The sequence below is a fragment of the Streptomyces sp. SirexAA-E genome (genome assembly GCF_000177195.2).
Taxonomy (GTDB): domain Bacteria; phylum Actinomycetota; class Actinomycetes; order Streptomycetales; family Streptomycetaceae; genus Streptomyces; species Streptomyces flavovirens.
On record NC_015953.1, the window covers coordinates 4,367,373 to 4,383,708 of the forward strand.

Sequence of the window (16,336 nt, forward strand, 5' to 3'; positions counted from 1 at the left end):
GGGCGCGCGACGACAGCTCCGGCACCTCGCCGCGTGGCCGCCTCGAAGAGGAGGGACCGCGGTCATGCCGCCAGGCGGGTTCCGCGGCGCCAGACGGCACGAGTGTTGAGGGTGTCGCTGATGTTGCTGGTCGGGTCGCCGTCGACCAGCAGGAGGTCGGCGCGGAGGCCCTCGGCGACGCGGCCCCGGTCGCTGAGCCGGAAGCGGCGGGCCGTGGTCGCCGTGGCCGCGCGCAGGGCCCGTGCGGGGGTGAGGCCGGCCGCCACCAGGTACTGCAGTTCGTGGTGCAGGCTCGCTCCGTGTGCCAGGCCTCCGAAGAACCTCTCGGGCATGGAGACATCGGTGCCGGCCAGCACGTCGACACCGGCGGCGTCCAGCGCGCGCACGGTGGCGAACACGTCGTGGAGCTCGCCCTGCGGGTAGCGGTCGTAGCTGGAGCGCAGGGTCCGGTCCCAGTCGGCGTCCAGGCGTGCGGCGACCCGGGGGTCGTCGGCGAGTTCGCTGCCGGTGATTCCCATCATCGAGGCGTTGAGAGTGATGCAGGGGATGACGAACATGCCCGCGTTCTTGATCAGGCTGATGATCTCGGCGGTGTGCGGCTGGTCCATGAACACGTGGGTCACGCCGTCGATGCCGGCTTCGACGGCCGTCCGGGTGGCCTCCACGGTCAGCGCGTGGGCCACGGTCAGGGCGCCGTACTTCTTGGCTTCGGCGACACCGGCGCGCACGGTGGCCTGGTCGAGCGCGGGCAGCCCGGGGTGTCCCTCCACGCTGCCGTCGTCGATCATGAACTTGATGAAGTCGGATCCCCGGGCGAGGAGCTGCGGCACGAAGGCGGCGGCCTCCTCGGGTGTGGTGGAGAACGGCATCAGGGGCATCACCGGGGGAAGGTCCCACTTGGGCCGGAACCCTTCGGGCATCAGCTCGCTCGGGTGGCCGCCCGGCGGTGTGATCGCGAAACCGGAGGAGCGCACGTCAGCCTGTGCGTCGTCGTCGGTGATGGCCCCCCGGTTCTCCCGGGTGTTCATCCCCTGCATCTCCAGTTCGGTCGTCACCCCGAACCGCAGTGCGAGCGCCAGTGAGCCCGGGGCGGAGTGGACGTGGGCGTCGATGAGTCCCGGCAGCAGTGTGGCGCCGCTGCCGTCGACGATCTCGCTGCCCTCGGGAGCGTCGCCACCGACGCGGGCGATCCTCCCGCCGTCGATGACCACGGTCCGCACGCCGACCGCCTTTTCCCCGTCGAAGACCTGCGCGTTGGTGATCGCGGTGAGCGCCATGGCGGGCCGCCTCATTTCCTAGCTCGTTCAGGATTTACATACCTAACGCTATGCACTTATCGAAGGGTATGCAAATGTGCCGGTCGGGCCTAGACTCGGCGCATGAGCAGCACGTCCTCCTCCGAGCAGGCTCCCGACGACCGGGCGCTGGATCAGATCGGCCCGGCGCTGTCCCGTCTGCGGCGACGCGCACCGGCATCGGGCAAGGACCTCTCCCGCAACCTCGTGCTCAACGTCATCGCCGACGCGCCGGGCGAGACGACCGTCGGCAGGCTTGCCGCCGAGATGGGCGTCGCGCAACCGGTGGCCAGCCGGACCGTCGCCGCCTACATAGCGGACGGGCTGCTGCGGCGAGCGGCATCCCAGTCCGACGGACGCCGCACCGTGCTCGAACTCACCGAGCAGGGCGAGGCCGAACGCAACCGCTTCGCCGTCGAACAGCGAGAAGCGTTCCTGGAGATCACCGTCGCCTGGTCACCGGAGGAGCGGATCCAGTTCGCCCGGCTCCTGACTCGATACGGAGCCGACGCCACCGCCTGGTCCAGGAAACAGGCCGCTGGCCGCGATTGAACGGACACTCACCCGTGAACAGGGTGGGAGTTCCGGGAGCCGATCACTCCAGCCCTTCGGCGTCTGACGTCAGGTGGCGGCAACGCGGTACGCGAACGCCCCTCCGCCCCGCGGCGCCTACCGCGCCTGACGCCGCGCGCTGATCCGCCGGGGAGGGAGAGACGGCCCTCGGCCACCCCGCCCCCACCACGCACTGATCAATCAGGTGGCGGAGCACCCCTGGGCATCAGGTATCGTTTACGTCGTCGCCAAGGAGCCCTCGAACAGGACTCCGACGCGTCGTTCCAGGCGGTGTGCCCGAGTGGCCAAAGGGAGCAGACTGTAAATCTGCCGGCTCAGCCTACCCAGGTTCGAACCCTGGCGCCGCCACAGGACGGGAAACCCCGTCCGATCTGCTTCACGGCAGGTCGGACGGGGTTTTCGCGTGTGCGCGCACCGCACGCGCTCAGCTCATCGCTCACCGCTCCCCGCCCCCGAACGCCGCCGCGCCGTGAGGGAGCCCCCGTCCGGTCAGACCGGACGGGGGCTCCCTCCCGCGTGGGCGGAAAGAGTTCAGTTCCCCGCGATGTCGTGGACCGCGACCGACACCGGCTTGCTTCCGCTGATGGCCTCCAGCGTCAGCCCCGCCGTCGCCGGGGTGTCCAGCAGCTCCAGCAGGATCGCCGCCACGTCGTCACGCGGGATCGGGCCCCGGCCCGTCGAGACCGCCAACTGGACCTGGCCGGTGCCGGCGTCGTTCGTCAGCATCCCGGGGCGCAGGATCGTCCAGTCCAGGTCCGCCCTGGAGCGCACGTACGCGTCCGCCTCGCCCTTGGCGCGCTGGTAGATGTCGAAGACCTCGTCGCCCGTGTGATCGGGGTCGGCGCCCATGGAGGAGACGACGACGTAGCGGCGTACGCCCGCGCGCTCCGCGGCGTCCGCGAAGAGCACCGCCGCGCCCCGGTCCACCGTGTCCTTGCGTTCCGCGCCGCTGTTCGGGCCCGCGCCCGCCGCGAAGACCACCGCGTCCGCGCCCCGCAGCGCGTCCGCGACCTCCTCGACGCCGGCCGATTCGAGGTCGAGGACCAACGGCTCGGCCCCCACCTCCCGGAGGTCGTCGCTCTGCTTCGGGTTGCGGATGACGCCCACCGCTTCGTCACCGCGCGCGGCGAGCAACCGCTCCAGCCGCAACGCGATCTGTCCGTGTCCACCTGCAATGACAATGCGCATGTTCCCGACCGTACGCCGGGGTGCGCGCGCCCGCGCTCAAGGCCCGCCGCCGGGGCCTGGATCGGGACGCCCCTGCCGCGGAAGGTCCAGGGCGGCGGTGGTCCCGGAGTCGCAGTACTCGCGTACGGCACTGGTCCGGGCGACCACTCGGCCGCGATGCACCACGATGCGGCTGTACGCCAGGGAGAGCGCCCCGGGGAGGTCGCCGCCGCGTACGGCCAGCAGCTCCGCGGGGCTCCCAGCCTCGACGCGGACCTCGGGCAGGCCCATGGCGGCCCTGGCGGACGTGGAGACGGCCTCGTAGGCGGCCACGGCTCCCAGGCCGTGCTGCGCGGCCAAGAGGTACGCGGCCTCCAGCGGGTCCCCCCGGCCGACCGGGTTGGCGGCGTCACGCAGGGCGCCGCCCCCCGCCGCGAGGCGTACGCCGGCGGCGCGCAGCAGGCGTACAGGTGGCGTGCCCCGGAGCCGGGAGGCCGCGCAGCCGCCCTGGGGGAGGCAGACCACCGACACCGCGGCGGCGGCGAGCCGATCGGCCACCCGGGAGGCCACGTCCAGGGGGAGCCGGGCGAGGCCCGCGCAGGGGCTGAGCAGGACCCCGGGGTGGTGCCCGCCGGCCATCGCGGCGATCCGGACCAGGACCCCCGGGTCCTCCGCGTCCGTGTGCAGGTCGACGGGGCGGCCGCGGCCGGCGGCGAGCTCCAGTACGGCCTCGGTGTGGCGGGCCGGATCGGGGTCGAGGTCGAGGCGGCCACCGACCACGTCGGCGCCCAGGTCCACGGCGTCGCGGAGGAGGGCGAGCCCGTCGGCTCCCGCGAGGCCGGTGAGCGGTCCGGGAACGGCCACGGTGGTCACCTCGGTGAGCCCGCGGAGTGAGCGGGCGGCCTCCAGCACCGCTTCGAGGGACGCGAGACCGGTGGCCTCGGAGACGCGTACCTGGGCGCGGAGCGCGGTGGCCCCGTGGCTGAGCTGGAGGAGAGCGGCCTCGGTGGCGCGGCGCCGGAGGTCACCGGCGTGCGCGTCCGCGTACTCGGGGGCGGCCGTGAGCGCGGTGTCGCTGTGGGCATGCGGCTCGGCGGGGGCCGGCAGCAGGAGATAGCCGCGCAGGTCCAGGCGGGTGCCCCGGGTGGCGAGGCTGCCCGCATCGGCCACCGCCTCGATGCGCCGCCCGTCGATCCTGACGTCGGCGGTCCGCCCGTCGGCGAGCCGGACGCCGCTGAGCAGGAGGGCGGCCGGCCCGGGTCCGGCCGTGCCGTCGTCGGGCCGCCGCGGTCGGCTGTCGGGCATCGCGCTCCTGGTGGGGAAGGCGGGATCGCGGAGTGCAAGATCACGCGGAGTGCGGCCGAGCCTAGGACGGTGCCCGGTTCGTCCTGAGGAGGAGCGGAATAGTCGTACGAGTGCGGCCTCATGGAAGCGGCGCCCCGGAGCGGTTTCCATGAGCGCCCGGACGTCACCGCAGGAGGGCGCGTGAAGCGATCAAGTCCTGATCAGGGGCCGGATCGCCCATGGGTGCCGGGCGGGGTCCCGGGGTCCGTCCCGGGACGGACAGGAGCGGTGGAAACGGATTTGGGCGATCGGCGACAGACCGTGTAATGTCTTCCTCGCTCGCCCCAATAGCTCAGTCGGTAGAGCGTCTCCATGGTAAGGAGAAGGTCTGCGGTTCGATTCCGCATTGGGGCTCTGGTGATCGAGGGACCCCGCTTCGGCGGGGAAACTCGTCATCAAAGCGGTGTAGCTCAGTCGGTAGAGCAAGCGGCTCATAATCGCTGTGTCACCGGTTCAAGTCCGGTCACCGCTACTCTCGGTAGCCGATTGCGGGGTCGGTCCTTCGATCGGCTACTCTTTTTTTGCGTTCATCCGTCCACCGTCCGTCCAAGGAGCACTCACGTGGCTGCCACCGACGTCCGCCCGAAGATCACGCTGGCCTGCGTGGAGTGCAAGGAGCGGAACTACATCACCAAGAAGAACCGGCGTAACAACCCGGACCGTCTTGAGATGAAGAAGCACTGCCCGCGCTGCAACTCGCACACTGCGCACCGCGAAACGCGCTGAAACAGGCTCGTACACGAGGCCGTCCCCACTGGGGGCGGCCTCGTGTCGTTGTATTGGTTTGTTCCTCGCCTTTGTTCCACTTTTTTCATCAGGAGGTAGCGGGCTCATGGCGCTCGACCAGTCCTTCGTGGGGCGGACCTATCCGCCCACCCCGGCGTACGAGGTCGGCCGGGAGAAGATCCGGGAGTTCGCGGAGGCGGTGGGTGACGCCAATCCCGCGTACGTGGAGCCTGAGGCAGCCAAGGCTCTCGGGTATCCCGATGTGATCGCCCCGCCCACATTCGTGTTCTCCATCACCTTCAAGGCCGCGGGCCAGGTCGTCCGGGACCCGCAACTGGGCCTGGACTACAGCCGTGTGGTGCACGGCGACCAGAAGTTCGCGTACACGCGTCCGGTGCGGGCGGGGGACCGGCTCACGGTCACCTCGACGATCGAGACCATCAAGTCGCTGGCGGGCAACGACATCGTGGACGTCCGCGGCGAGGTGCACGACGAGTCGGGCGAGCACGTGGTGACCGCGTGGACGAAGCTGGTGGCGCGCGCCGCCGAGGAGGCGTGATGACGGCGAGCAAGGCTTACGAGTCGGTCGAGGTCGGCACGGAACTGCCGGCGCGGTCCTTCCCGGTGACCCGGGCGTCGCTGGTGCAGTACGCCGGTGCCTCGGGCGACTTCAACCCGATCCACTGGAACGAGCGGTTCGCCCGCGAGGTCGGACTGCCGGACGTGATCGCGCACGGCATGTTCACGATGGCCGAGGCGATCCGGGTGGTCACCGACTGGGTGGGCGACCCGGGGGCGGTCGTCGAGTACGGCGTGCGGTTCACCAAGCCGGTGGTCGTGCCGGACGACGAGACGGGCGCCACGGTCGAGGTCAGCGGCAAGGTCGCGGCCAAGCTGGACGACAACCTGGTCCGGGTGGACCTGGTCGCGATGAGCGACGGCAAGAAGGTGCTGGGCATGTCCCGCGCCGTGGTCCGGCTGGCCTGACGGCCACGGACCCGCCGGCCGTGCCGGTGACCGTGCGGAGGGGCGCCCTGGTGGCGCCCCTCCGGCGTACCCGCCGACAGCTGCTTGACATAGTTAGTGATTGAGCAATAACTTTCTCTCCATGGCAAGGATGAGTGCGGAGGAGCGGCGTGAGAGCGCCGTACGGGCAGCGGTCACCGAGTTCGCCCGGGGCGGCTACAAGGGCACGTCGACGGAGTCGATCGCCCGGCGTGTCGGTGTGTCGCAGCCCTATCTCTTCCGGCTGTTCCCCAACAAGCAGGCCCTCTTCCTGGCGGCGGCCGAACGCTGCCTGGAGGACACCCGGGGGGTGTTCGCCCGTGCCTCCGAAGGGCTGGAGGGCGAGGAAGCGCTGCACGCCATGGCGGCGGCCTATCAGCGGTACGTCATCGACGAACCCGACATGTTCCAGATGCAGATGCAGATGTACGCGGCCACGGCGGTGGCCGAGGTCGACGGGGACACCGAGTTCGGCGAGCGGCTGCGGGCCGGCTGGCTGCGGATGTGGGAGGACGTCCACCTCGTCCTGGGTGCGGACGTGGACGAGACCACCACGTTCCTGGCCTACGGCATGCTCGCCAACACCCTGGCGTCGCTGGGCTTTCCGGCCGGACATCGCGTGTGGTCCGGCTTCTACCTCTCGGCCAGGCCGGTCAGCTGAGCGGCGCCGGACCACCGGACGGGTTGTCGGTCGGGTGAGGCCGGACCGTCGGTCGGGTGACGCCGGGCCGGTGTCAAGGGCGTCGGTCGGGTCGGCGCCAGGAGTGTCGGTCGGCCGGCGCCAGGTGTGTCGGCCGGGCCGGTGGCGGGCCGTCGCTCCGGGGTCGGGATCGGCCCGTTTTTCTGTCCATGAAAGTTAGTCATCAATTACTAACCCACAGGGGGAACGATGGAGCAGCAACCGTCCAGCCGCAGAGGAGCGGTCTGGGCCCTGGTCCTGACGAGCATCGCCGGATTCATGGCGGCACTCGACAACCTCGTCGTCACCACCGCCCTGCCCTCCATCCGCGAAAGCCTCGGCGGCGAACTGGAGGAGCTCGAATGGACGGTGAACGCCTACACCCTCACCTTCGCGGTCCTGCTGATGACGGGCGCCGCGCTCGGGGACCGTTTCGGCAGGCGTCGGCTCTTCCTGGCCGGTCTGACGGTCTTCACCGCGGCCTCCGCCGCGGCGGCCCTCTCGCCGGGCATCGGTGAACTCATCGCCTTCCGCGCGGTCCAGGGCGTCGGGGCCGCGGTCATGATGCCGCTCACCCTCACCCTGCTCACCGCCGCCGTCCCGCCCGCCCGGCGCGGTACGGCCCTCGGCATCTTCAGCGCGATCACCGGCCTCGCGGTCGCCAGCGGTCCACTGATCGGCGGCAGCCTCACCGAACACCTCTCCTGGCAGTGGATCTTCTGGCTGAACGTGCCGATCGGCCTGGTCCTGCTGCCCCTGGCGCGACTCCGGCTGGCGGAGTCGTACGCCCCCGAGGCCCGCCTCGACATCCCCGGCACGGTCCTGATCAGCGCGGGCCTCTTCGGCATCGTCTACGCCCTGGTCAGCGCCACGGGCGACGGCTGGACCAGCCCCGGTGTACTGACCGGGCTGACAGCCGGAACGGCCCTCCTCGGCGTCTTCGTCCGCCATGGCTTCCGCGCCGCGAACCCGGTCCTGCCGATGCGGCTCTTCCGTGACCGCGCCTTCTTCGGTATCAACATCGCCAGCCTGCTGATGTTCCTCGGCATGTTCGGCTCGATCTTCCTGCTCAGCCAGTTCCTCCAGAGCGCGCTGGGCTACTCGCCCACCGAGGCGGGCCTGCGCATGCTGCCCTGGACCGGGATGCCGATGCTGGTGGCACCCGTCGCCGGATATCTCTCCGACCGGTTCGGCGGCCGTCCCGTGGTGGTGGCCGGCCTCGCCCTCCAGGCGGTGGGCCTCGGCCTCTTCGCCGCGGTCCTGGAACCTGGCGTCGGGTACGCCGCGCAGCTGCCCGGGCTGATCGTCGGCGGCATCGGCATGGCCCTCTACTTCGCGCCCGCCGCCAGCCTGGTGATGTCCAGCGTCCGGCCGGGCGAACAGGGCATCGCCTCCGGGGCCAACAACGCCCTGCGGGAGGTCGGCGGGGCGCTGGGCGTCGCCGTACTCGCCTCCGTCTTCTCCGCACGCGGCGGTTACGGGTCCGCCCGGTCCTTCACGGACGGCACCGTGCCCGCCGTCTGGATAGGCGCCGGCGTGGTCGCGCTCGCCGCGTGCGTGGCCCTGCTCATCCCGGGCCGCCGTGCGGCGCGGGGCCCCGTGCCCGAGCGGGCCTCCGAGAAGGTCACCGCCGCGGCCTGACCCGCCACCCGGACGCACACGGTCCACGGCCCCGACCCGGGCCGTGGACCGTACTCTTGTCCCCGTGCAGGAACTCCATGACGCCCCCCTCGCCCCCCTGACCACCTTCCGGCTCGGCGGTCCCGCAGGCCGCCTGCTGACCGCCACCACGGACGACGAGGTGATCACCGCCGTACGCGAAGCCGACGGCAGCGGCACCCCGCTGCTGGTCATCGGCGGCGGCTCCAACCTGGTCATCGGCGACAAGGGCTTCGACGGGACCGCCCTGCGCATCGCGACCAAGGGCTTCACGCTCACCGGGACGACGCTCGAACTCGCCGCCGGCGAGGTCTGGAGCGACGCCGTGGCCCGCACGGTCGAGGCGGGTCTGGCGGGCATCGAGTGCCTCGCCGGGATCCCCGGCTCCGCAGGTGCCACCCCGATCCAGAACGTCGGCGCGTACGGCCAGGAGGTGGCCTCGGTCGTCACCGAGGTCGTCGCCTACGACCGGCAGGCGGGCGAGACCGTCACGATCCCCAACGAGGCGTGCGCGTTCTCCTACCGCCACAGCCGCTTCAAGGCGGAGCCCGACCGCTTCGTGGTGCTGCGCGTGCGCTTCGCCCTGGAGGACGCGGGCGGGCTCTCCGCACCGCTGCGGTACCCGGAGACGGCCCGCGCCATGGGCGTCGAGCAGGGCGACCGGGTGCCCGCCGCAGAGGCCCGCGCGACCGTCCTGCGTCTGCGGGCGAACAAGGGCATGGTGCTCGACCCGGAGGACCACGACACCTGGTCGGCGGGGTCCTTCTTCACCAACCCGATCCTCGACGGCGACGCCCACGCCGCCTTCCTGGCCCGCGTCAAGGACCGCCTGGGCGACGACGTCACCCCTCCGGCCTTCCCCGCGGGCGAGGGACGGGTGAAGACCTCCGCCGCCTGGCTCATCGACAAGGCGGGCTTCACCAAGGGATACGGCACCGGCCCCGCCCGCATCTCCACCAAGCACACGCTCGCCCTCACCAACCGCGGCGGCGCGACCACCGAGGACCTGCTGGCGCTGGCCCGGGAAGTCGTCGACGGCGTGCGTGAGGCCTTCGGGGTCACGCTCGTCAACGAACCGGTGACCGTCGGCGTCAGCCTCTGACGGACGGGGAGGGCACCGGCTCCGCCCGCCCCCTCTCCAGGAGTTCCCGGGAGTTCTCAGGAGCTCTCAGGAGTCGGCGCGAGCCAGTCCTCGATCCCGCTCAGCAGGTCCGCCCGTACGTCGGCGGGCGCCGCCGACCCCCGTACGGACTGCCGTGCCAGCTCGGCCAGTTCCTCGTCGGTGAACGCGTGATGGCGACGTACCAGGTCGTACTGGGCGGCCAGCCGCGAACCGAAGAGCAGCGGGTCGTCCGCCCCGAGGGCCATCGGGACGCCCGCGTCGAACAGGGTGCGCAGCGGCACGTCCGCGGGCTTCTCGTAGACCCCGAGCGCCACGTTGGAGGCCGGGCAGACCTCGCAGGTCACCCCGCGCTCCGCGAGCCTGCTCAGCAGCCGGGGATCCTCCGCCGCCCGTACGCCGTGCCCGATCCGGGACGCCTCCAGGTCGTCCAGGCAGTCCCGGACGCTGGCGGGGCCCGAGAGCTCCCCGCCGTGCGGGGCTGCGAGCAGACCGCCTTCCCGTGCGATGGCGAAGGCCCGGTCGAAGTCGCGTGCCATGCCCCGGCGTTCGTCGTTGGAGAGGCCGAAGCCGATGACGCCCCGGTCCGCGTACCGCACGGCCAGCCGTGCCAGCGTCCGGGCGTCCAGCGGGTGCTTCATCCGGTTCGCCGCGATCACCACGCGGATCCCCAGACCGGTCTCCCGCGACGCGCTGTCCACGGCGTCCAGGATGATCTCGATGGCCGGGATGAGCCCGCCGAGGAGGGGCGCGTACGAGGTGGGGTCGACCTGGATCTCCAGCCACCCCGAACCGTCCGCGACGTCCTCCATGGCCGTCTCGCGCACCAGCCGCCGGATGTCCTCCGGCTCGCGCAGGCAGGACCGGGCGATGTCGTACAGGCGCTGGAAGCGGAACCAGCCGCGCTCGTCCGTGGCCCGGAGTTCGGGCGGTTCGCCGCCGGTCAGCGCCTCGGGCAGGCGCACCCCGTACTTGTCCGCCAGTTCGAGCAGGGTGGTGGGCCGCATCGACCCGGTGAAGTGCAGATGCAGATGGGCCTTGGGCAACAGCCGTACGTCACGCTCCATTCAAGGATCTTGCCGCATCGCCGGGGTGCCGCGGTAGCGGATCCCGCCCGGAGTGACGCCTCGAACAGAAAAACAGGCCCCCGGCCGGAGCCGGAGGCCTGCTTCGGTGCCGTGCCGGTCAGGCGCGGGCCTCACCCAGCAGCTTCTGGATCCGCGAGACACCCTCGGCCAGGTCCTCGTCGCCCAGGGCGTAGGAGAGCCGCAGGTAACCCGGGGTGCCGAAGGCCTCACCGGGGACGACGGCGACCTCGGCCTCGTCCAGGATGAGCGCCGCGAGCTCGACGGAGTCCGCCGGGCGCTTGCCGCGGATCTCCTTGCCGAGCAGCCCCTTCACCGACGGGTAGACGTAGAACGCGCCCTCGGGCTCGGGGCAGACGACGCCGTCGATCTCGTTGAGCATGCGCACGATGGTGCGGCGGCGGCGGTCGAAGGCGGTGCGCATCTCGGCGACCGCGTCCAGCGGTCCGGAGACGGCGGCCAGCGCCGCGACCTGGGCGACGTTGCTCACGTTGGAGGTGGCGTGCGACTGCAGGTTGGTCGCCGCCTTGACGACGTCCTTGGGGCCGATGATCCAGCCGACCCGCCAACCGGTCATGGCGTACGTCTTGGCGACGCCGTTGACCACGATGCACTTGTCACGCAGCTCGGGCACGACCGCCGGGAGCGACGTGAACGTCGCGTCGCCGTAGACCAGGTGCTCGTAGATCTCGTCGGTCATGACCCACAGGCCGTGCTCGACGGCCCAGCGGCCGATCGCCTCGCTGTCGGCCTCGCTGTAGACGGCGCCGGTCGGGTTGGACGGGGAGACGAACAGGACGACCTTGGTGCGCTCGGTACGGGCCGCCTCCAACTGCTCGACGGAGACGCGGTAGCCGGTGGTCTCGTCGGCGACCACCTCGACCGGCACACCGCCGGCGAGACGGATCGACTCGGGGTAGGTGGTCCAGTACGGGGCGGGGACGATGACCTCGTCACCCGGGTCGAGGATCGCGGCGAAGGCCTCGTAGATGGCCTGCTTGCCGCCGTTGGTCACCAGGATCTGGGAGGCGTCGACCTCGTAGCCGGAGTCGCGCAGCGTCTTCTCCGCGATGGCGGCCTTGAGCTCGGGGAGCCCGCCGGCCGGGGTGTAGCGGTGGTACTTCGGGTTGCGGCAGGCCTCGACCGCGGCGTCGACGATGTAGCCGGGGGTCGGGAAGTCCGGCTCGCCGGCGCCGAAGCCGATCACCGGACGTCCGGCGGCCTTGAGGGCCTTGGCCTTGGCGTCGACGGCGAGGGTGGCGGACTCGGAGATCGCACCGATGCGGGCCGAGACCCGGCGCTCGGACGGAGAAGTTGCAGCGCTCATGCCCCCATGCTCGCAGACCGGAAACACCGTCGGCACAGGGGTTTCAGGGACCGGACAGGACTCGGACAGCATCCGGACAGGACCGGTCGGTAGTGGTCTGTTCGACGCGGAGGCCCTGAGCACGTACACTCACCTGTCGTTGGCCTTCATCAGCCGCACCGTTTTTGCACCCGGCCCACCGGGGAGGATGCGGTAGGTTGGTGGAACCACAAAGGGTCGTAGCTCAATTGGTAGAGCACTGGTCTCCAAAACCAGCGGTTGGGGGTTCAAGTCCCTCCGGCCCTGCTACACACTCCTTCGCCAGGATGTGTGCGCATGTACGTACTTCAATGCACCGCCGTGCGGCTCCACCGGGCGCGGCACGGCCACGACCCGGAATCAGGTGAGTAGCGTGACGGACGCCGTGGGCTCCATCGACATGCCTGATGCCGAGGACGAAGCTCCCGAGTCGAAAAAGCCTCGGAAGGGCGGCAAGCGCGGCAAGAAGGGCCCTCTGGGCCGTCTCGCGCTGTTCTACCGCCAGATCGTCGCCGAGCTCCGCAAGGTCGTCTGGCCTACGCGCAGCCAGCTGACGACGTACACCACGGTGGTGATCGCCTTCGTGGTGGTCATGATCGGCCTTGTCACCGTGATTGACTTCGGTTTCGCGCGGGTCATCAAGTACGTCTTCGGCTGATCCCGCGAAGGGCGCCTCATCGGCGCCCCTTTCGCATGTTCCACCCATTTGTATCCAGGAAGAAGCAGCCATCGTGTCTGACCCGAACCTGAACGACGACGCCGAGCCCACGGCGAGCGCCGTCGAGTCCGCCGAGGACGAGCTCGACATCGTCGAGTCGGCGGATGCCGTGGCGCCGGACCAGGTCGAAGCTGCTGACGCCGAGGCGGGCGAGCCCGCCGAGCAGGCCGCCGTCGCCGCCGAGTCCGACGAGGAGGCGGAGGCCGAGGAGGCCGCCGAGTCCGACGAGGCCGAGGAGCCCGGTGACGAGGACGCCGCCGAGGAGGAGCCCGCCGAGCCGGCCGCCCCCGTCGACGCCGTCGCCGCCCTCCGCGAGGAGCTGCGCGGTCTTCCGGGCGAGTGGTACGTCATCCACACGTACGCCGGGTACGAGAAGCGTGTGAAGGCCAACCTGGAGCAGCGCGCCGTCTCGCTCAACGTCGAGGACTTCATCTACCAGGCCGAGGTGCCCGAGGAAGAGATCGTCCAGATCAAGAACGGCGAGCGGAAGAACGTCCGTCAGAACAAGCTCCCCGGGTACGTCCTGGTGCGCATGGACCTGACGAACGAGTCCTGGGGCGTCGTCCGCAACACCCCAGGTGTCACCGGCTTCGTGGGCAACGCCTACGACCCGTACCCGCTGACCCTGGACGAGATCGTCAAGATGCTCGCCCCCGAGGCCGAGGAGAAGGCGGCCCGCGAGGCGGCCGAGGCCGAGGGCAAGCCGGCTCCGGCCCGCAAGGTCGAGGTCCAGGTGCTGGACTTCGAGGTCGGCGACTCGGTCACCGTCACCGACGGCCCGTTCGCGACGCTGCAGGCGACGATCAACGAGATCAACGCCGACTCGAAGAAGGTCAAGGGCCTCGTCGAGATCTTCGGCCGCGAGACCCCGGTCGAGCTGAGCTTCGACCAGATCCAGAAGAACTAGGGCGTTCCGCCCCCCTCTGGACACATGCCTACCGAGCAGGTCGGACCGGCTTCATCGCCGGTCTGACCTGCTCGGTTTTTGGTCGCACAGCTATACCCGTTATCGTTGTGCGGTATGCCTCCATCCGGATGACCGGAATGGCGGCGAAACACTCTCACTAGGACCCGGAGAGAGCAATGCCTCCCAAGAAGAAGAAGGTCACGGGGCTTATCAAGCTCCAGATCAACGCCGGTGCGGCCAACCCGGCGCCGCCGGTCGGTCCCGCACTGGGCCAGCACGGCGTCAACATCATGGAGTTCTGCAAGGCCTACAACGCCGCGACCGAGTCGCAGCGTGGCATGGTCGTGCCGGTGGAGATCACGGTCTACGAGGACCGCTCCTTCACCTTCGTCACGAAGACTCCGCCGGCCGCCAAGCTGATCCTCAAGGCCGCGGGTGTGGACAAGGGCTCCGGCGAGCCGCACAAGACCAAGGTCGCCAAGCTGACGGCCGCCCAGGTCCGCGAGATCGCCACGACGAAGCTCCCCGACCTGAACGCCAATGACCTCGACGCCGCGTCGAAGATCATCGCCGGCACCGCCCGTTCCATGGGCATCACGGTCGAAGGCTGAGTCAGCCCCGTAAGCCCCCAGTGGTAGGGCCAAGCGCTGGTCCGCACCACGACTCCACACTCTGAAAACCTCAGGAGCAGAAGTGAAGCGCAGCAAGAACCTCCGCGCTGCGGACGCGAAGATCGACCGGGAGCGTACCTACGCCCCGCTCGAGGCCGTCCGTCTCGCCAAGGAGACCGCCACCACGAAGTTCGACGGCACCGTCGAGGTCGCCTTCCGCCTGGGTGTCGACCCGCGCAAGGCCGACCAGATGGTCCGTGGCACCGTGAACCTCCCGCACGGCACCGGCAAGACCGCCCGGGTCCTGGTCTTCGCGACCGGTGACCGTGCTGCGGCCGCGGAAGCCGCGGGCGCCGACATCGTCGGCGCCGACGAGCTCATCGACGAGGTGGCGAAGGGCCGTCTGGACTTCGACGCCGTCGTCGCCACGCCGGACCTCATGGGCAAGGTCGGCCGCCTGGGCCGCGTGCTCGGTCCGCGTGGTCTGATGCCGAACCCGAAGACCGGCACCGTCACCCCCGACGTCGTGAAGGCTGTCAACGACATCAAGGGCGGCAAGATCGAGTTCCGCGTCGACAAGCACTCGAACCTGCACTTCATCATCGGCAAGGTCTCCTTCGACGAGACGAAGCTGGTCGAGAACTACGGCGCGGCCCTGGAGGAGATCCTCCGTCTCAAGCCGTCCGCCGCGAAGGGCCGCTTCATCAAGAAGGCGACCCTCGCCAGCACGATGGGCCCCGGCATCCCGCTGGACGCCAACCGTGTGCGCAACCTCCTGGTCGAGGAGGACCCGGCCGCCGTCTGATCCTGACGGCGTCGCGGTTCCCGTGACCTGAAGCCCGCCCCCGCCGCTCTCCGGAGCCGGCGGGGGCGGGCTTTTTCCCGACGGGCTGTCAGTGGTCTGCGTTACGGTGCAAGGACCGAGAACAGAACAACAGGGGGTGGGGGACATGAGCACGTCCACATGGAGGCGCGCGGGTGTGACGCTGGTGGCAGCGATCGTGGTCGCCGGTGCCGCGGGCTGTCAGAGCGGCGAGAAGGAGCCGGCGTCCGGTGCGCCGAAGGCGGAGAGCGGGTCGGGGGCCGCGGTGACGCAGGTGCTGACGGCGGCGTACAAGAAGACCGCGGCCGCCGGGTCCGCCAAGGTGCACATGACGATGGAGATGCCCGCCTCCCTGGAGGCCGGCGGCACGATGGAGATGACCGGCACCCTGGGGTGGAACCCCGGCGTGATGGACATGACCATGAAGGGCGAGGCGTTCCAGGTCTCCGCCGACGCGCCCGAGCAGATACGCATGCTCATGCTCGACAACGTCATGTACATGGACATGGGCGAGCAGGCCGTACCGGAGATGGACGGCAAGCGCTGGATGAAGATGGACCTGGCCGCCATCGCGGAGCAGTCCGGTGACGCGGCCGCCCAGAAGGAGCTGACGAGCGGCCTGGAGAGCGCCAACCAGGACCCGTCCCAGCAGCTGGCCGTCCTCCTGGGCTCGCCGAACCTCAAGCACGTGGGTGCGGAGAAGATCGGTGGCGTCGACACCGAGCACTACAAGGGCTCCCTCACGGCCGACGAGATGGTGGAGGCCAACGAGTCGCTCGACGTCCTCAGCGACAAGGAGCGCAAGGACCTGCTGGACGGCATGGAGAAGTCCGGCATCAAGGGCTACGACACCGAGGTCTGGGTCGACGAGGACGGCTACCCGATCCGGATGAACGTCGGTATCGACAGTCCGCAGGGAGAGATCCGGATGACCGCCGACTACTCGGACTACGGGACCGCTGCCTCCGTCCAGGCGCCGCCGGCCGGCGAGACCTTCGACCTGGCGCAGATGCTCGAAGAGCTCGGTGCCGCCGGAGCGGGCGCGGACACCACCGCTCAGTGACGCCGCCGGGCCGGCGAGGTTCACCTCGTTGGCCCGATTTGCCTGACCGGGATCCGTTCCCGTAGTCTTTCCCGGAAGCCAAAGACCGCTGGTCGTTGCCGCGCTCTCGTCAGAGGGCGGGTGACCGAAGGATCCGTCGAGACGGACGACCTGCGCAGGTGACTGTGGAAAGCTCCCGGATTTCGTCCGGTCTCCCGGATTTCGTTCGGTCGAGCT

At 70.3% G+C, this 16,336-nt stretch carries 17 protein-coding genes and 4 tRNA genes; 16 read left to right on the forward strand and 5 right to left on the reverse strand.

The window, feature by feature from the left end; all coding sequences use genetic code 11:
- Positions 1 to 62: 62 nt before the first annotated feature.
- The gene (locus SACTE_RS19575; RefSeq protein WP_014047754.1) at positions 63 to 1,277 is read right to left on the reverse strand and encodes an amidohydrolase family protein; all 1,215 of its coding nucleotides are present in this window, start codon (positions 1,275 to 1,277) and stop codon (positions 63 to 65) included.
- Positions 1,278 to 1,379: 102 nt separating this feature from the next.
- On the opposite strand from SACTE_RS19575, the gene SACTE_RS19580 reads away from it, so the two are divergent.
- Both SACTE_RS19580 and SACTE_RS19585 read left to right on the forward strand, forming a co-directional pair.
- Entirely contained in the window at positions 1,380 to 1,847 is a 468-nt protein-coding gene (locus tag SACTE_RS19580) for a MarR family winged helix-turn-helix transcriptional regulator (protein WP_014047755.1), read from the forward strand.
- Positions 1,848 to 2,134: 287 nt separating this feature from the next.
- Positions 2,135 to 2,216: transfer RNA gene (locus SACTE_RS19585), tRNA-Tyr, on the forward strand.
- A gap of 183 nt (positions 2,217 to 2,399) precedes the next feature.
- Here SACTE_RS19585 and SACTE_RS19590 read toward each other — a convergent pair.
- On the reverse strand, positions 2,400 to 3,056 hold the full coding sequence (locus tag SACTE_RS19590) for an SDR family oxidoreductase (RefSeq protein WP_014047756.1): 657 nt from the start codon (positions 3,054 to 3,056) through the stop codon (positions 2,400 to 2,402).
- Between the two features lie 36 nt (positions 3,057 to 3,092).
- On the reverse strand, positions 3,093 to 4,340 hold the full coding sequence (locus tag SACTE_RS19595) for a hydrolase (protein ID WP_014047757.1): 1,248 nt from the start codon (positions 4,338 to 4,340) through the stop codon (positions 3,093 to 3,095).
- 320 nt (positions 4,341 to 4,660) lie between these two features.
- Here SACTE_RS19595 and SACTE_RS19600 point away from each other — a divergent pair.
- From SACTE_RS19600 to SACTE_RS19635, 8 genes are all read left to right on the forward strand, one after another.
- Positions 4,661 to 4,733, forward strand: a tRNA-Thr gene (locus SACTE_RS19600).
- Positions 4,734 to 4,778: 45 nt separating this feature from the next.
- Positions 4,779 to 4,851 (forward strand) — tRNA-Met (locus SACTE_RS19605).
- Positions 4,852 to 4,940: 89 nt separating this feature from the next.
- On the forward strand, positions 4,941 to 5,105 hold the full coding sequence (gene rpmG, locus SACTE_RS19610; protein ID WP_003956487.1) for a 50S ribosomal protein L33: 165 nt from the start codon (positions 4,941 to 4,943) through the stop codon (positions 5,103 to 5,105).
- A 106-nt stretch (positions 5,106 to 5,211) separates the two neighbouring features.
- Positions 5,212 to 5,664, forward strand: a complete 453-nt coding sequence (locus SACTE_RS19615) for a MaoC family dehydratase N-terminal domain-containing protein (protein ID WP_014047758.1) — start codon at positions 5,212 to 5,214, stop codon at positions 5,662 to 5,664.
- Complete coding sequence (locus tag SACTE_RS19620; RefSeq protein WP_014047759.1) at positions 5,664 to 6,092, forward strand: MaoC family dehydratase; 429 nt, start codon at positions 5,664 to 5,666, stop codon at positions 6,090 to 6,092. Before SACTE_RS19615 ends, SACTE_RS19620 begins: the two co-directional genes overlap by 1 nt.
- A gap of 130 nt (positions 6,093 to 6,222) precedes the next feature.
- The gene (locus SACTE_RS19625; RefSeq protein ID WP_014047760.1) at positions 6,223 to 6,771 is read left to right on the forward strand and encodes a TetR/AcrR family transcriptional regulator; all 549 of its coding nucleotides are present in this window, start codon (positions 6,223 to 6,225) and stop codon (positions 6,769 to 6,771) included.
- A gap of 228 nt (positions 6,772 to 6,999) precedes the next feature.
- On the forward strand, positions 7,000 to 8,430 hold the full coding sequence (locus SACTE_RS19630; protein WP_014047761.1) for an MFS transporter: 1,431 nt from the start codon (positions 7,000 to 7,002) through the stop codon (positions 8,428 to 8,430).
- 43 nt (positions 8,431 to 8,473) lie between these two features.
- Entirely contained in the window at positions 8,474 to 9,550 is a 1,077-nt protein-coding gene (locus tag SACTE_RS19635; RefSeq protein WP_014047762.1) for a UDP-N-acetylmuramate dehydrogenase, read from the forward strand.
- 56 nt (positions 9,551 to 9,606) lie between these two features.
- Here SACTE_RS19635 and SACTE_RS19640 read toward each other — a convergent pair whose 3' ends face one another.
- Together SACTE_RS19640 and SACTE_RS19645 are read right to left on the reverse strand one after the other, a co-directional pair.
- Positions 9,607 to 10,635 (reverse strand): adenosine deaminase, encoded by a 1,029-nt coding sequence (locus tag SACTE_RS19640; RefSeq protein WP_014047763.1) that lies wholly within the window; start codon positions 10,633 to 10,635, stop codon positions 9,607 to 9,609.
- A 118-nt stretch (positions 10,636 to 10,753) separates the two neighbouring features.
- The gene (locus SACTE_RS19645) at positions 10,754 to 11,980 is read right to left on the reverse strand and encodes a pyridoxal phosphate-dependent aminotransferase (RefSeq protein WP_014047764.1); all 1,227 of its coding nucleotides are present in this window, start codon (positions 11,978 to 11,980) and stop codon (positions 10,754 to 10,756) included.
- A gap of 212 nt (positions 11,981 to 12,192) precedes the next feature.
- On the opposite strand from SACTE_RS19645, the gene SACTE_RS19650 reads away from it, so the two are divergent.
- From SACTE_RS19650 to SACTE_RS19675, 6 genes are all read left to right on the forward strand, one after another.
- Positions 12,193 to 12,265, forward strand: a tRNA-Trp gene (locus SACTE_RS19650).
- Between the two features lie 106 nt (positions 12,266 to 12,371).
- Complete coding sequence (gene secE / locus SACTE_RS19655; protein WP_014047765.1) at positions 12,372 to 12,656, forward strand: preprotein translocase subunit SecE; 285 nt, start codon at positions 12,372 to 12,374, stop codon at positions 12,654 to 12,656.
- 73 nt (positions 12,657 to 12,729) lie between these two features.
- Positions 12,730 to 13,623: a transcription termination/antitermination protein NusG gene (gene nusG, locus SACTE_RS19660; RefSeq protein WP_014047766.1), complete on the forward strand. Its 894-nt coding sequence runs from the start codon at positions 12,730 to 12,732 to the stop codon at positions 13,621 to 13,623.
- 176 nt (positions 13,624 to 13,799) lie between these two features.
- Positions 13,800 to 14,234 (forward strand): 50S ribosomal protein L11, encoded by a 435-nt coding sequence (rplK, locus tag SACTE_RS19665; protein WP_003967000.1) that lies wholly within the window; start codon positions 13,800 to 13,802, stop codon positions 14,232 to 14,234.
- Positions 14,235 to 14,316: 82 nt separating this feature from the next.
- Positions 14,317 to 15,039 (forward strand): 50S ribosomal protein L1, encoded by a 723-nt coding sequence (gene rplA / locus SACTE_RS19670; RefSeq protein WP_014047767.1) that lies wholly within the window; start codon positions 14,317 to 14,319, stop codon positions 15,037 to 15,039.
- 145 nt (positions 15,040 to 15,184) lie between these two features.
- Positions 15,185 to 16,120 (forward strand): hypothetical protein, encoded by a 936-nt coding sequence (locus tag SACTE_RS19675; protein WP_014047768.1) that lies wholly within the window; start codon positions 15,185 to 15,187, stop codon positions 16,118 to 16,120.
- The last annotated feature ends 216 nt before the right edge of the window (positions 16,121 to 16,336 follow it).

Excerpts from the sequence above, each read along its gene's own strand:
- SACTE_RS19575 (WP_014047754.1), bottom strand. The coding sequence starts at position 1,277 with ATGGCGCTCACCGCGATCACCAACGCGCAGGTCTTCGACGGGGAAAAG.
- SACTE_RS19580 (WP_014047755.1), top strand. The coding sequence starts at position 1,380 with ATGAGCAGCACGTCCTCCTCCGAGCAGGCTCCCGACGACCGGGCGCTG.
- SACTE_RS19590 (WP_014047756.1), bottom strand. The coding sequence starts at position 3,056 with ATGCGCATTGTCATTGCAGGTGGACACGGACAGATCGCGTTGCGGCTG.
- SACTE_RS19595 (WP_014047757.1), bottom strand. The coding sequence starts at position 4,340 with ATGCCCGACAGCCGACCGCGGCGGCCCGACGACGGCACGGCCGGACCC.
- SACTE_RS19615 (WP_014047758.1), top strand. The coding sequence starts at position 5,212 with ATGGCGCTCGACCAGTCCTTCGTGGGGCGGACCTATCCGCCCACCCCG.
- SACTE_RS19620 (WP_014047759.1), top strand. The coding sequence starts at position 5,664 with ATGACGGCGAGCAAGGCTTACGAGTCGGTCGAGGTCGGCACGGAACTG.
- SACTE_RS19625 (WP_014047760.1), top strand. The coding sequence starts at position 6,223 with ATGAGTGCGGAGGAGCGGCGTGAGAGCGCCGTACGGGCAGCGGTCACC.
- SACTE_RS19630 (WP_014047761.1), top strand. The coding sequence starts at position 7,000 with ATGGAGCAGCAACCGTCCAGCCGCAGAGGAGCGGTCTGGGCCCTGGTC.
- SACTE_RS19640 (WP_014047763.1), bottom strand. The coding sequence starts at position 10,635 with ATGGAGCGTGACGTACGGCTGTTGCCCAAGGCCCATCTGCATCTGCAC.
- SACTE_RS19645 (WP_014047764.1), bottom strand. The coding sequence starts at position 11,980 with ATGAGCGCTGCAACTTCTCCGTCCGAGCGCCGGGTCTCGGCCCGCATC.
- rplK (WP_003967000.1), top strand. The coding sequence starts at position 13,800 with ATGCCTCCCAAGAAGAAGAAGGTCACGGGGCTTATCAAGCTCCAGATC.
- SACTE_RS19675 (WP_014047768.1), top strand. The coding sequence starts at position 15,185 with ATGAGCACGTCCACATGGAGGCGCGCGGGTGTGACGCTGGTGGCAGCG.